This window comes from Mesorhizobium sp. WSM1293 (genome assembly GCF_000513875.1).
GTDB classification, from domain to species: domain Bacteria; phylum Pseudomonadota; class Alphaproteobacteria; order Rhizobiales; family Rhizobiaceae; genus Mesorhizobium; species Mesorhizobium ciceri.
This window is the reverse complement of record NZ_AZUV01000004.1, coordinates 351198-364819: the sequence shown is the minus strand read 5'-3', so window position 1 is coordinate 364819 and position 13622 is coordinate 351198. Positions and strand designations below refer to the sequence as shown.

Sequence of the window (13622 nt, the reverse complement as noted above, 5' to 3'; positions counted from 1 at the left end):
AAACGCGATGACAATCAAGGAGACCAAGATGTTGCAGCAGCAGAAGATCAGAACCACGGCCGGGCGCGGCCGCCTGTTCGACAGCATTCTCGACACTGTCGGCGACACGCCGGTGGTTCGCATCAACAATCTCGGACCGTCCCACGCGACGATCTACGTCAAGGCCGAGTATTTCAATCCCGGCGCCTCGGTGAAGGACCGGCTGGCGCTCAACATCATCGAGGAGGGCGAGTGCAGCGGGGCGCTGAAGCCGGGCCAGACGGTGGTCGAGGCGACCAGCGGCAACACCGGCATTGGCCTCGCCATGGTCTGCGCGCAAAAGGGCTATCCGCTGGTCGTCACGATGGCCGACAGTTTTTCGGTCGAGCGCCGCAAACTGATGCGCATGCTGGGCGCCAAGGTGGTGCTGACGCCGCGCGCCGAAAAAGGTTTCGGCATGTACAAGAAGGCGGTGGAACTGGCCGAGGCCAATGGCTGGTTCCTTGCCCGCCAATTCGAGACGACCGCCAACGCCGCCATCCACGAGGCAACGACGGCGCGCGAGATCGTCAATGATTTCGCCGGCTCGCGGCTTGATTGCTTCGTCACCGGCTATGGCACCGGCGGCACGGTGGTGGGCGTGGCGCGCGTGCTGCGCCGCGAGCGGCCGGAAACCCGCATCGTGGTGTCCGAGCCGGCCAACGCGCAGCTCATCGGCAGCGGCAAGGTCCAGCAGCGCGGCGCCGATGGTGCTCCCGCCGCCAGCCATCCAGCCTTCGAGCCGCACCCGATCCAGGGCTGGACGCCAGATTTCATACCCAACGTGCTGCAGGAGGCGATCGACACCAGCCTCTATGACGAGGTGATGCCGATCGCCGGGCCCGAGGGCATCAAATGGGCGAGGGAATTGGCGCGCAAAGAGGGCATCTTCACCGGCATTTCCGGCGGCGCGACCTTCGCCGTGGCACGGCAGGTCGCGGAGAAGGCGCCGGCTGGCGCGGTGATCCTGTGCATGCTGCCCGACACCGGCGAACGCTACATGTCGACGCCGCTGTTCGACGGCATCGAGGCCGAGATGGATGCCGACGAGACCGCCCTGTCGCGCTCGACGCCCGGCTGCCAGTTCCCGGCGGCTTGACGGGAGATCTGGTATGGACGCCGTGCAAGAAAACCTCGGCCTTTTGGCCGAGGAAACGCTCGACCCCCTGGACTGGGCCGATGTGCAGGCCCTGTCGCACCGGGTCATCGACGATGCGGTCGATTACCTCCGCGATGTGCGCGACCGCCCGGTCTGGCGGGAGATGCCGGCCGATGTGAGAGGGGCCTTCTCGGCGCCGCTGCCGCGCTCGCCGGCGCCGCTGGATGCGGTCTATTCTGAGGTGTCCCGCACCGTGATGTCCTATCCAATGGGCAACATCCATCCGCGCTTCTGGTCCTGGTATATGGGGTCGAGCAATTTCACCGGTGCGCTCGGCGATTTCCTGGCGGCAATCCAGGGCTCGAACCTCGGCGGTGGCAACCACGCCGCCGGGCTGATGGACAGCCAGGTGGTGAACTGGTGCAAGGAGATGCTGGGCTTTCCCGCTTCTGCCGGCGGCACGCTGGTCAGCGGCGGCTCGATGGCCAACATCATCGGGCTGACCGTGGCGCGCAACGTCAAGGCCGGCATCGACGTGCGCGAGCATGGTGTCGCCGCCATCGAAAAGCCGCTGCGCTTCTACGGCTCGGAGCAGATCCACTCGTGCCACCGCAAGGCGATGGAGGCACTTGGCCTCGGCAACCGGGCACTGCGCCGCATCCCGACCGATGCCGGGCTGCGCATCGATATCGCCGCCTTGCGGGCGGCGATCACAGAGGATCGCGCGGCAGGGTTCAAGCCGGCCTGCGTCATCGGTACGGCGGGCACCGTCAACACCGGGGCGATCGACGATTTGCAGGCGCTTGCGAAGCTGTCACATGAGGAAGGCCTCTGGTTCCATGTCGACGGCTGCATCGGCGCGCTGATCGCCATTGCGCCTGAGAATGCCCATCGCGTCGCCGGCATCGAACGGGCGGATTCGGTCGCGCTCGATCCCCACAAATGGCTGCACGCGCCGTTCGAAGTCGGCTGCGCCCTGGTCAGGGATGCCGCCGCGCATCGCGGGACCTTCGCGGTGACGCCGGAATATCTGGAATCGACGCCGCGCGGCCTCGCTTCCGGCGAATGGCTGCACGACTACGGCCTGCAGACGTCGCGCGGTTTTCGCGCGCTGAAGGTGTGGATGGCGCTGAAGGAGCACGGTGTCGAGAAATTCGGCCGCCTGATCGACCAGAACATTGCCCAGGCCGTCTATCTTGCCGGCTTGATCGAGGCCGCGCCGCGGCTGCAGCTGGCGGCATCGCCGACCGTCAACATCGTCTGCTTCCGCTATCAGCCCGGTCTGACAGGCGAGGCTCTGAAGGCGCTCAACACGGAGATCATGCTGCGGCTGCAGGAACAGGGCATTGCGGCCCTTTCGGACACCACGGTGCATGGCGAGCACTGGTTGCGCGTGGCGATCACCAATCATCGCACACGGCGCGAGGATCTCGATCTGCTGGTGCGTGAAACGGTGCGGCTGGGGCATGGGATCGCGACGCAGGGTTCCGCACCTTCCTAGTTGCGGGCAGGCATGCGATTCTGCCGCGGTGATTCGGGAGATCCAGGCCGTGACGCTGTTTCGTATGGTTGCACTGGCGGCGCTGGTCTTCACCGCCTCGGCGCAGGCCGCCGACATGGCCTTCTTCGTCAAGAACCTGCGCAAGGAAGCAGTCGCGGTCGAGCTGTTCAGCCGCGACCGCGAGACGGTCTGGCCGGGCAACGACAAGGTGTTCCTGATCGCCCCAGGGTCGCAGAAATCCGTGCCGTTCTCCTGCAATCAGGGCGAACATATCTGCTATGGCGCCTGGGCCGACGGCAATGACAGCCTCTCGGCCGGCGTCGGGCCGGACAATGACCAGCCTTGCGACACCTGCTGCTTCATCTGCGTCGAACACTCGACAGAGACGATCGATCTGGTGCCGTAGAGCGCGGAAGTTTTCGTTGGACCCAAATTAAGTCAGGGATCGGCTCGTCCGGTCCACTTCCGCGATTCAGCGCTGCGTGCGATGGTCGCCACGCGGCCGGGTGGGCCGCTTATTCAGGGGGTCACTCATGTTTCATGTCTATGCGCGCCGCGTGCTGGCCGCGCTGTCTCTCCTCATGCTGCTCGTGCCGGCGGCGCGTGCCGACGATGTCACCTTTGCCATCAAGAACGGCCACCCCAACGCCATGCGCGTCGAACTCTACAGCCAGGACCGCGACTATGTCTGGCCGGGCGATGACAAGGACTTCTACCTCGACGACGGCGAGACCAAGCAGCTGCCGATATCCTGCAACGCCGGGGAATCGATCTGTTACGGCGCCTGGGTCGATGGTGACGAGGGCACCTATTGGGGCGTCGGCCCCGGCAACAAGGAAAAATGCGAGGATTGCTGCTACACCTGCAGCGGCGGGGAGACCGAGGAGATCGAACTGGTCCCCTGACCGGTTTGCCAGCTTGACGGTCTTCGGGCTGGAGCCATAGCCTGTGCAAATACCCAGCGCGTGCCGCCTCGAACTGTTCAGACGCGACGTGCTTCAGGCAAAAGGAGCTCAGCTATGGCCGGCATGGTCGAAAGCGACAAGATCGACGTCGGGTTTTCCGGCAAGCGCTGCATCCATTCGCGCAACTGCGTGCTCGGCGATCCGCACGTCTTCGTGCCCAACGCGCCGGGCCAATGGATCCATCCCGAGGCGGCCAGCGTCGAGAAGATCGTGGCCATCGCCGAAAGCTGCCCGTCGGGCGCCATCACCTATGTCAGGAAGGATGGCGGGCCGCAGGAGCAAGCACCGGTGGTCAACACGGTGCGGCTGCGGGAAAACGGCCCGCTGGCGGTACACGCCGAGATCGTTCTCGACGGCGAGACTTCTTATCGTGCCACGCTCTGCCGCTGCGGCGCTTCGGAAAACAAGCCGTTCTGCGACGGCAGCCACAACAAATCCGGTTTTGCCGCCACCGGCGAGCCGCAGCTGAAGGACACGCCGGCGCTCGAAGCGAGAAACGGTCCGCTGAAAGTGACGCCGACCACCAATGGCCCGCTCAAGTTTGAGGGCAATCTCGAGATCGTCACCGGAACCGGCCATACGGTCGACCGTACACAACGCGCCTTCCTCTGCCGCTGCGGCCATTCCGCCAACAAGCCGTTCTGCGATGGCACGCACAAGAAAGTGGGGTTTGTCGGGTAGGTTGGCGCTTCGGCCAACGCTGCCAATCTCCGCCTTGGCCCAGCGCTAGCAGCTTTATCGACCCGCCCGCATCGGCTAAAGGCAGGGGCAGACAGACTCCCCAGCCGGACCGCCGCCAAAAATGACAGCCAAGACCAAGCCAAAACCGTTGTTCCTCGGGATCGACACCGGCGGCACCTATACCGATGCCGTGTTGTGGTCTGAAACGGAAGGCCCGCAAGAAGGGCCGAACAAGGGCAAGGTGCTGGCCAAGGCCAAGGCGCTGACCACCAGGCATGATCTTGCCGTCGGCATTTCCGGCGCCGTCGACGCGGTGCTGCAGAAAGCCGGAACCGATCCGGCTGATATCAAGCTGGTGTCGATGTCGACGACGCTTGCCACCAACGCGCTCGTCGAGGGCCAGGGCGGCCGCGTCGCGCTGGTGATGATCGGCTTTTCCGAGGGCGACCTCGCCCGCGACGGGCTGAAGGCCGCGCTCGGCACCGATCCGGTGGTTTTTTGTCCGGGCGGCCACGACGTGCATGGCAATGCCGCCAAGCTCGATCTGTCCGGACTGGAAGCGGCGCTGCCGGAACTCGGCGCCTCGGTATCCGGCTTTGCCGTCTGCGCCTACTTCGCCACCCGCAATCCGGCGCATGAGATCGCCGCCCGCGAGTTGATCCGCGACAAGTCTGGCCTGCCGGTCACGTCGAGCCACGAGCTGTCGGCCAAGCTCGGCGGCCCGCGCCGGGCGCTGACCACTTTGCTCAACGCCAGGCTGATCTCGATGATCGACCGGCTGGTGGCGGCGACCGAAGGCTTTCTCGAGGCGCGCAACATCGCAGCACCGCTGATGGTGGTGCGCGGCGATGGCGCGCTGGTTTCAGCCGCTTTTGCCCGCCAGCGACCGATCGAGACCATCCTGTCCGGCCCGGCCGCCAGCCTGGTCGGCGCCCGCCACATGACCGGGCTCGACAATGCTGTGGTGTCCGACATCGGCGGCACCACCACCGACGTCGCCGTGCTCGACGGCGGCCGTCCCAGGCTAGATCCGGAAGGCGCCACCGTCGGCGGCTTCCGCACCATGGTCGAGGCCGTCGCCATGCGCACCTTCGGCCTCGGCGGCGATTCCGAAGTGGCGCTGGAGGATGGCGCGCTCAACCCAAAGATCCTGCTCGGGCCGCGCCGCCTGGTGCCGTTGGCGCTGGCCGGCATGGCGCATGGCGTAGCGGTGATCTCAGAGCTGGAGCGCCAGTTGCGGGCACCCAATCCCGGCCGCATGGACGGCCGTTTCGCGGTGCGCACCGGCGTGCCCGACCGGCTCGCCGCCGGCCTGACCGGCGCCGAAGCCAGGCTCTACGAGGCCATCGGTGCCGTGCCGCTCGCCGTCGACAGGCTTTTGACCTCGAACGCGCAGAACGCGACGCTGAACCGGCTGGTGTCGCGCGGGCTGGTGCATGTCGCCGGCTTCACCCCGTCGGACGCCGCCCACGTGCTGGGCAAGCAGGCGAACTGGGATCCCATCGCCGCGCGCCTCGGCGCCGAACTGTTCGCCCGCAAGCGTGACGGCCGTGGCCAGAACATCGCCGCTTCGCCGGAAGCGATCTCGGAACGGGTGCTGGTGACGCTGACGCGCTGGTCGGCCGAATATATCCTCGAGACCGCCTTTGCCGAGGATGGGCTCGACGGCGCCGCGACGGTGGCGCACGCCCTGGTGCAGCGCGCAGTCGACGCGCATCCCGGCATCGCCCGCCTGAGCGTTGCGCTCGACCGCCCGGTCATCGGCCTCGGCGCCTCGGCGCCGCTGCACTATGCCGGCTTGGCCGAGCTGATCGGCAATGACTGCGTGGTGCCCAGGGATACCGATGTCGCCAACGCGCTCGGCGCCGTCGTCGGCCAGGTCAGGGTTTCGGCCGAGGCGCGGGTCAGCCAGCCCATAGAAGGGCTGTTTCGTCTCGCCTCGGGCGAGACCGTACGCGATTTCCTCGACGAGGCAGCGGCGATCGCGGCGGCCGAGGCCGATGTCCGCGCCATCGTCGCGGAGCGCGCCAGGCATGCCGGCACCGACAGCGCCGAGATCGACGTCGCCACCGAATTCCGGGTCTCGACCGTCGAGGCCCAGCGCATGTTCATCGAGGCGCATGTCGTGGCCGTGGCCTCGGGAAGGCCGCGCATTGCGGTTTGAGCGACGCGGCGAAATACGCCACCTTCACCCTAAGCTGAATTGACCCGGCAAACCTGACATGCCAAAGGCCCGCAAAGCCTTTCATCTGGAGTAGCCTGATGACCGACCGCATCGAGATCGCCGGATTGCGGATTGCCCGCGAGCTGCATGAGTTCGTGGCCAGGGAAGCGCTGCCGGGCACGGGGATCGAAGCGGACGCCTTCTGGAACGGTTTTTCGGCCATCGTCCATGATCTGGCGCCGAAGAACCGGGCGCTGCTGGCAAAGCGTGACGCCATCCAGGAACAGATAGACGGCTGGTATCGCGATCACGGCGCACCGGTCGACATGGAGGCCTACAAGGGCTTCCTGAAAGAGATCGGCTACCTCGTTCCCGAAGGCCCGGCCTTCAGCGTGTCGACCGACAATGTCGACCCGGAAATTGCTGATGTTGCCGGACCGCAGCTGGTCGTGCCGGTGATGAATGCGCGCTATGCGCTCAACGCTGCCAATGCGCGCTGGGGTTCGCTCTACGATGCGCTCTACGGCACCGATGCCATCCCCGAAACGGATGGCGCCGAAAAGGGCAAAGCCTTCAATCCGGCACGCGGCGCCAAGGTGGTCGCCTGGACGAAGACCTTTCTCGACGAGATTGCCCCGCTCACGTCCGGCAAATGGGCCGGCGTCAATGGCCTGTCGCTGGCGCAGGGTGCCTTGCGGCTGAGCGCCGGCGCCGGCTCGACGACGCTGGCCGACCCCAGGCAATTCGTCGGCTATCGCGGCGATGCCGCCAATCCCGATGCCGTGCTGCTTGTGCGCAACGGCCTGCACATCGAGATCGTGATCGACCGCAACAACCAGATCGGCCGCACCGATCCGGCGGGCATCGCCGATGTCATCCTGGAATCGGCGCTGACCACCATCCAGGACTGCGAGGATTCGGTCGCGGCGGTGGATGCGCCAGACAAGGTCGTCGTCTACCGCAACTGGCTCGGCCTGATGAAGGGTGACCTGGCGGAAGAGATCACCAAGGGCGGCAAGAGTTTTGTCCGCAAGCTCAATCCCGACCGCGCCTACACCGCGCCCGCCGGTGGCACGCTGACCGTGCCCGGCCGCTCGCTGATGCTGGTCAGGAATGTCGGCCACCTGATGACCAGCCCGGCGATCCTCGACCGCGACGGCAATGAGGTTCCGGAAGGCATCATGGATGCGGCGATGACGGCGCTGATCGCGCTGCACGATGTCGGGCCGAACGGCCGCCGCGCCAATTCCCGCGCCGGCTCGATGTATGTCGTGAAACCCAAGATGCATGGGCCCGAAGAAGTCGCTTTCGCCGTCGAGATCTTCGACCGCGTCGAAGCGCTGCTCGGCATGGCGAAAAATACCATCAAGATGGGCATCATGGACGAGGAGCGGCGCACCACCGTCAACCTCAAGGAGGCAATCCGCGCCGCAAAGGAGCGCGTCGTGTTCATCAACACCGGCTTTCTCGACCGCACCGGCGACGAGATCCACACCTCGATGGAAGCCGGCCCGATGATCCGCAAGGGCGACATGAAGCAGGCCGCCTGGATTTCCGCCTACGAGGCGTGGAATGTCGACATCGGGCTGGAATGCGGCTTGGCCGGCCACGCCCAGATCGGCAAGGGCATGTGGGCGATGCCGGATCTGATGGCTGCGATGCTGGTCGAGAAGATCGCCCACCCCAAGGCCGGCGCCAACACCGCCTGGGTGCCGTCGCCGACGGCGGCGACACTGCATGCCACGCACTATCACAAGGTCGATGTTCACGCCGTGCAGGCGGCGCTGAAGAACCGGCCCAAGGCCAGGCTCGACGACATCCTGTCGGTGCCCGTTGCCGTGCGACCGAACTGGTCGCCCGAAGATATCCAGAAGGAACTCGACAACAACGCGCAGGGCATTCTTGGCTATGTCGTGCGCTGGATCGACCAGGGCGTCGGCTGCTCGAAAGTGCCTGACATCAACGATGTCGGCCTGATGGAAGACCGCGCCACGCTGCGGATTTCCTCACAGCACATCGCCAACTGGCTGCACCACGGCGTGTGCAGCGAGGACCAGGTGATGGCGACGATGAAGCGCATGGCTGACATCGTCGACCGCCAGAACGAGGGCGACCCGCTCTACGAGCCGATGGCGGCCGACTTTGACAAGTCGATAGCCTTCCTCGCCGCCTGCGACCTGGTATTCAAGGGCCGCGCCCAGCCCAACGGCTACACCGAGCCGGTGTTGCACGCGCGGCGGCTGGAACTGAAGGCGCAGCAGGGCTGAAGAGGCCAGTCCCTGCCGTGAATGGGGCGGCAGGTCTTCGGCCTGACTTCCTCCGGAGGTGAGGCGTCAGGAAGCTGTATGGTCCAGGAGCCGGATGGTGGGATCGCGACGGTGTTCGGAGTTGACCCTATCGACGCCTTCCACCGTAATCGCGATCGTCCCGTTTTCCACTCTTGCTATCCAGCCCTTCGCTTTTAGATACCAGAGATGAAACTCGAGATGCTCTCGCGGACAGTCTGACAGGCGTTCGAGCTCCACATCCCCGATCCCGGGATTGCTGACGTCGTGCCGGCGCTTCGCGTAAAGCAGCGACAGCAGCCTGGCCTGGATCACGACATCCCGCTCGATACCTTTGCTGTTGCTGGCTTCCTCGGTCAATTCGCGGCGAAGGCCGGCATGGTCCCTATACGCGATGTCGTATTGAGCGCGTTTGACCGGATCCTTGAGCGTGTTGTGGGCTTCCACGATTTCACTGAAGCGGGCTTCATCGCCGGTTTCGCGATTGTCGGGATGATAGCGCATCGCAAAATAGCGAAATATGCGCTCCAGCGTTTCCGAGTTGGCGTTCGGGCTGACTTCCAAAACTTCGTAGTAGTCAACGAACATAGCGGGCTCCCCGACCGCAATCATATTCACATTATCTAAATAAGGAATTCCCAATGCGGAGACCAAGACTTTGGTCCGATGCGATGACGTCCACGCCCCCGAAGACGGAGAAACGGCCGGCGCCCGGTCGGTGGGGGCCGTTGGGTGGTGAGGACGTCGACCAAGCGGACAATCAGGTCCGCCGCAGTGCGGAGATGGCCGATTCGTCGGATGACGGTTATGGCGTGATTGCGGAAGGTGGCGTGGCAAGGTCGGCTTGTCGGGCGACGAGTGACCTACGCCGCCTGCGCCACCCGCTCCGAGCTCATGCGGTAGGAAATCGCTTCGGCCAGATGGATGCGGCCGACGGTTTCGCTGGCGTCGAGATCGGCGAGTGTCCGCGCCACCTTCAGCACCCGGTGATAGGCTCGCGCCGAAAAGGCGAGCTTTTCGCTGGCGTCCTTGAGCAGCGACAGGCCGGCGGCGTCAGGCATGGCGATCTCCTCGATGACCGAGGGCGCGCAATGCGCGTTGGTGGTGGCGCGGGTGGCGCCGAGCCGCTCGAAGCGCTCGCGCTGGATGGTGCGGGCGCGTGCCACACGCATCGCCACATCGGCACTTTTCTCCGCCCGGTCGGGCCGGATCAGGTCGCTGGCCGAGACCGCCGGCACTTCGATCCTGAGATCGATGCGGTCGAGCAGCGGGCCCGAAATGCGCGCCTGGTAGTCGGTGCGGCAGCGCTCGCCGCGCAGGCAGCGATAACCCGGCTCGCCGGCCATGCCGCAGCGGCACGGGTTCATCGCCGCCACCAGCTGGATACGCGCTGGATAGGTGACGCGATGGTTGGCCCGCGCGATCATGCAGTCGCCGGTCTCTAACGGCTGGCGCAGCGCATCGAGCGTCTGCGGCGTGAACTCGGGAAACTCGTCGAGGAACAGCACGCCGTGATGGGCCAGCGACACCTCGCCCGGCCGCGCGCGGATGCCGCCGCCGACCATCGCCGCCATCGAGGCCGAGTGGTGCGGCGCGCGGAACGGCCGCCGGTCAGTCAATTTGCCTTCGCCGAGCTCTCCCGCCACCGACGCGATCATCGAGACTTCGAGCAATTCCTTCGGCGCCAGCGGCGGCAGGATCGACGGCAGCCGCTGCGCCAGCATCGATTTGCCCGAGCCCGGCGGGCCGATCATGAGCATGTTATGGACAAAAGACCCTCACAACTGTAAGGCCCTCGCCATGACCAAGCACACCCCGCGCGCCACCCTCCCCAATCGACCCAAAGCCTATTCCTACGTCCGGTTCTCGACACCTGAACAGGGAAGCGGCGACAGCCTACGTCGGCAGATCGCATTGGCCGAGCGGTACGCCGCCCTGCATGGGCTGGAGCTGGACAACAAGCTGACCTTCAGGGACCTCGGGAAGTCCGCCTATCGTGGTGCCAATCAGGAAACTGGCCATCTCGGCGAGTTCATTGCCCTCGTCGAAAGCAAGGACATCAAGCCGGGGAGCTACTTGCTCGTCGAGAGTTTGGACCGGCTGAGCCGGCAGCCGCCCATGAGAACGCTCAAGCTCCTTAGCCGGATTTGCGACGCAGGCATAACCGTTGTCACCCTGGACGACAACCGAGCCTACACCGAGGAGGCGCTGGAGAAGGATAACCTATCCCTCTTAGTCGCGCTGATGGTCGCGGTGCGGGCGAATGAGGAGAGCGAGAAGAAGGGCCGCCGTGTCGGCGAGGCGTGGGCCAACAAGCGTCGGAACGCGGCCACAAAGCCCCTGTCGGCACTCTGCCCCGGATGGTTGCGCCTCAGCGGGGACAAGAAGGGTTTTGACCTCATACCAGAGCGTGCCGAGATCGTGCGCCGGGTCTTTGACATGACATTGGCGGGCAAGGGGCAGCACGCGATTGCTGAGGCGTTCAACAGCGAATGTGTTCCGATGTTTGGCCGTGGCAGTCATTGGCACCGGAGCTACATCAAGAAGATGCTCGCCGACGCCTCGACCATCGGAGCATTCACGCCTCACCGCATCGAGACCGTGGGAGGCAAGAAGCGGCGCATTCCGACCGAGACAGTGGCGGGGTATTTCCCGGCTGTGATCGACCGCGAGACGTTCGATAAGGTCAACGCTCTGTCAACCGGTAGGGGCGTGAAGGAGAGCAACGGCGGTGGGCCAGCAAACATCCTCGCGGGGCTCGCCAAGTGCCCGGCATGTGGCTCGACCATGACCCGTGTGAACAAGGGCGGCAAGAAGGGTGGCAGGCCCTATCTGGTCTGCACGAAGGCTAAGGCCAAGGCCGGCTGTGACAGTCGCCACAAGGTTCCTATCGACCGTATCGAGGGGGCAATCATCCAGAATGCCGGGTGGTTGAATGCAACGCTGCCCGCGACCGACGAAGCGTTGCAGACCAAGTATGAGCGGGCGACCGCCGCCGACGACGCGGTAAACGACGAGATCGAACGGCTCGTAGGGGCCGTCGCGAAGCTCGGGGCTCGGTCATCGCGCGCGCTACTCGATAGGCTCCATCAGAACGAGGCGGCGCGGGAGGACATCCGGCGCACCATCGCGGACCTTGAAGGGCGCATTGCGGAGACCCTCACAAATCGCGTTCAGGTCACGGCGGCGCAGTTTGTCGACGCGGCTGAGGCCGAGGAGCCGCGAGACGTGGCGCTGATCAACGCGATCCTTCGACAACTGTTCACCAAGGTCGAGGTGGACTGGCCAAGCGGACGTCTCTGGTTCCATTGGAAGCACGCTGCGGGGCAAACGACCGACTTCATGTATGCGTGGCCTAAGGAGGACGGGTGAGTTCCGTCAGGACAGCTGAGGCGCTTCCGGCAAATCTCCGTCATGCTGCCCTCCGATGTAGCAGCAGAATGGCCGACCGGGCGCGTTACGCGCTTCGAGGGGCGAAGAGGATGATCCCGACCGCGACCAAGGCCACAGCGCCACCCGTGAGGTCCCACATGTCTGGTCGACGTCCCTCCGCCAGCCAAAGCCAGAGCAGCGACGCCACGATGTACACGCCACCATAGGCCGCATAGGCGCGACCTGCGTAGTCGCTGGGAATGAGCGTCAGCAGGTAGGCGAACAGCACCAGCGAGACGACCCCCGGAGCCAACCAGAGGACCGACTTCCCCAGCTTGAGCCAAGCCCAGAACGCAAAGCAGCCGGCGATCTCGGCGAGGGCAGCCGCTGCGAACGTCAGGAAGGAGTTAAGAAGGACGGTCATGCCGCTCGAACTTGTCACAAGCGCGTGGTGATCGCCACCATCCAATCCGGCAAAGCCTGTTCAAGGCCGATTTGTATCGTGCGGTCAAACCCAGTCAGGGTCATGATGCCGGCCACGATCAGCAGCGCGCCAAGGGCCATTTTGATGCCGCTGGAGGCGTTGAGCATTCGACCTCGCCACCTCAGCAGCGCCTCGCGAGACATGAGAGCTAGAGCCAGTAGGGGCAACGACGTGCCGATGCCAAAGGCAAGCATGGTGAGTATGACGGTGCCAAGGTTCTCGCCTCTCGCGGCCATGATGGAGGCCGCACCGAGTGTTGGTCCGACGCAGGGCGTCCACACCGCACCGAGCAGCAACCCTACACCGAGCTGGCCTGACATCCCTGAGGTCGAGAACCCGCCAAAGCGGCTTTGCGTCCAATTGCTGACCGGGCCAGCCGCTGTCGCGAACTGGGTTTGGAAACGGGGCACGAGAAGCACCGCGCCGACCAAGATCAGCAGCATGGCTGCAGCGGTACGAAAGAGCGTCATGTCGAGGCCTATTGAGAAGCCGATTGTGGCGACGAAGACGCCTATTGACGTGAAGGACAAGGCGACACCAGCGGCCAAGGCCAACGGAGCCAGCCGATGCTGAGCCACTGCACCGGTTAGAACGACCGGGAGTAAAGGCAGCACGCAAGGCGATAGGATCGACAGAACACCGGCAAGCAGGGCGAGCAGCATGTCACAGCGCCTTGCGCAGCAGTGCTTCGATCACCGCTGGGTCCGTTTGTCCGGTCTGCCGGTCGACTTCCTTGCCGCTCTTGTAGACGATCATCGTGCTTTGCATCTGGACGCGGTAGCGGGCCAGGATTTCCTTTTGCGTGTCGAAGTCGACATCGAATTTCTTCATGTTCTTGAAGTCTGGTGACGCCAACAGCGATGCCACAATGGGCTTCTGCGCCTGACAGACCTCGCACCACGGGGCCGTGACGTGGATCATGATAGGGCCGCCAGCCTTGAGAGCTTCGTCGAAGCCCGGAATGATTTCGTCGCCATTGTGAGCGAGCGCCGGACCAACAGCAGCAGCGATGCCGGCCGCAGCCGAGATGATCAGAAATTGACGACGTTGCAT

At 64.8% G+C, this 13622-nt stretch carries 12 protein-coding genes and 1 pseudogene; 8 read left to right on the top strand and 5 right to left on the bottom strand.

Features of this window, described 5'->3' with window-relative positions; all coding sequences use genetic code 11:
• The first annotated feature begins 28 nt into the window (after window positions 1–28).
• The 7 genes from cysK (at window position 29) to M729_RS0107250 (ending at window position 8695) form a co-directional block, all read left to right on the top strand.
• The gene (gene cysK / locus M729_RS0107280; protein WP_027161193.1) at window positions 29–1117 is read left to right on the top strand and encodes a cysteine synthase A; all 1089 of its coding nucleotides are present in this window, start codon (window positions 29–31) and stop codon (window positions 1115–1117) included.
• 13 nt (window positions 1118–1130) lie between these two features.
• Window positions 1131–2618, top strand: a complete 1488-nt coding sequence (locus tag M729_RS0107275) for an aspartate aminotransferase family protein (RefSeq protein ID WP_027161192.1) — start codon at window positions 1131–1133, stop codon at window positions 2616–2618.
• A 49-nt stretch (window positions 2619–2667) separates the two neighbouring features.
• Entirely contained in the window at window positions 2668–3024 is a 357-nt protein-coding gene (locus tag M729_RS0107270) for a hypothetical protein (RefSeq protein ID WP_024502169.1), read from the top strand.
• A 127-nt stretch (window positions 3025–3151) separates the two neighbouring features.
• Entirely contained in the window at window positions 3152–3523 is a 372-nt protein-coding gene (locus tag M729_RS0107265) for a hypothetical protein (RefSeq protein WP_013528607.1), read from the top strand.
• A gap of 114 nt (window positions 3524–3637) precedes the next feature.
• Complete coding sequence (locus tag M729_RS0107260; protein ID WP_027161191.1) at window positions 3638–4264, top strand: CDGSH iron-sulfur domain-containing protein; 627 nt, start codon at window positions 3638–3640, stop codon at window positions 4262–4264.
• Window positions 4265–4385: 121 nt separating this feature from the next.
• On the top strand, window positions 4386–6428 hold the full coding sequence (locus tag M729_RS0107255) for a hydantoinase/oxoprolinase family protein (RefSeq protein WP_027161190.1): 2043 nt from the start codon (window positions 4386–4388) through the stop codon (window positions 6426–6428).
• A 98-nt stretch (window positions 6429–6526) separates the two neighbouring features.
• Complete coding sequence (locus tag M729_RS0107250) at window positions 6527–8695, top strand: malate synthase G (protein ID WP_027161189.1); 2169 nt, start codon at window positions 6527–6529, stop codon at window positions 8693–8695.
• A gap of 66 nt (window positions 8696–8761) precedes the next feature.
• Here M729_RS0107250 and M729_RS0107245 read toward each other — a convergent pair whose 3' ends face one another.
• Both M729_RS0107245 and M729_RS01000000134745 read right to left on the bottom strand, forming a co-directional pair.
• Window positions 8762–9301: a J domain-containing protein gene (locus tag M729_RS0107245; protein WP_013528603.1), complete on the bottom strand. Its 540-nt coding sequence runs from the start codon at window positions 9299–9301 to the stop codon at window positions 8762–8764.
• 275 nt (window positions 9302–9576) lie between these two features.
• Window positions 9577–10509, bottom strand: a pseudogene (locus tag M729_RS01000000134745) (ATP-binding protein); the annotation flags it as partial.
• 4 nt (window positions 10510–10513) lie between these two features.
• Here M729_RS01000000134745 and M729_RS01000000134740 point away from each other — a divergent pair.
• Window positions 10514–12085: a recombinase family protein gene (locus M729_RS01000000134740; RefSeq protein ID WP_050596199.1), complete on the top strand. Its 1572-nt coding sequence runs from the start codon at window positions 10514–10516 to the stop codon at window positions 12083–12085.
• A gap of 85 nt (window positions 12086–12170) precedes the next feature.
• On the opposite strand, the gene M729_RS0107230 is transcribed toward M729_RS01000000134740, so the two are convergent.
• Genes M729_RS0107230 through M729_RS0107220 form a run of 3 tightly spaced genes read right to left on the bottom strand, consistent with a single transcriptional unit; the run spans window position 12171 to window position 13622 of the window.
• Complete coding sequence (locus M729_RS0107230; protein ID WP_032808072.1) at window positions 12171–12509, bottom strand: YnfA family protein; 339 nt, start codon at window positions 12507–12509, stop codon at window positions 12171–12173.
• Between the two features lie 14 nt (window positions 12510–12523).
• Entirely contained in the window at window positions 12524–13231 is a 708-nt protein-coding gene (locus M729_RS0107225; RefSeq protein ID WP_027161187.1) for a cytochrome c biogenesis CcdA family protein, read from the bottom strand.
• 1 nt (window position 13232) lies between these two features.
• Window positions 13233–13622, bottom strand: coding sequence for a thioredoxin family protein (locus M729_RS0107220; RefSeq protein WP_027161186.1), 390 nt, complete (start codon window positions 13620–13622; stop codon window positions 13233–13235).

Coding starts and splice junctions, on each gene's coding strand:
- cysK (WP_027161193.1), top strand. CDS start 29: ATGTTGCAGCAGCAGAAGATCAGAACCACGGCCGGGCGCGGCCGCCTG.
- M729_RS0107275 (WP_027161192.1), top strand. CDS start 1,131: ATGGACGCCGTGCAAGAAAACCTCGGCCTTTTGGCCGAGGAAACGCTC.
- M729_RS0107265 (WP_013528607.1), top strand. CDS start 3,152: ATGTTTCATGTCTATGCGCGCCGCGTGCTGGCCGCGCTGTCTCTCCTC.
- M729_RS0107260 (WP_027161191.1), top strand. CDS start 3,638: ATGGCCGGCATGGTCGAAAGCGACAAGATCGACGTCGGGTTTTCCGGC.
- M729_RS0107255 (WP_027161190.1), top strand. CDS start 4,386: ATGACAGCCAAGACCAAGCCAAAACCGTTGTTCCTCGGGATCGACACC.
- M729_RS0107250 (WP_027161189.1), top strand. CDS start 6,527: ATGACCGACCGCATCGAGATCGCCGGATTGCGGATTGCCCGCGAGCTG.
- M729_RS0107245 (WP_013528603.1), bottom strand. CDS start 9,301: ATGTTCGTTGACTACTACGAAGTTTTGGAAGTCAGCCCGAACGCCAAC.
- M729_RS01000000134740 (WP_050596199.1), top strand. CDS start 10,514: ATGACCAAGCACACCCCGCGCGCCACCCTCCCCAATCGACCCAAAGCC.
- M729_RS0107230 (WP_032808072.1), bottom strand. CDS start 12,509: ATGACCGTCCTTCTTAACTCCTTCCTGACGTTCGCAGCGGCTGCCCTC.
- M729_RS0107225 (WP_027161187.1), bottom strand. CDS start 13,231: ATGCTGCTCGCCCTGCTTGCCGGTGTTCTGTCGATCCTATCGCCTTGC.
- M729_RS0107220 (WP_027161186.1), bottom strand. CDS start 13,622: ATGCAACGTCGTCAATTTCTGATCATCTCGGCTGCGGCCGGCATCGCT.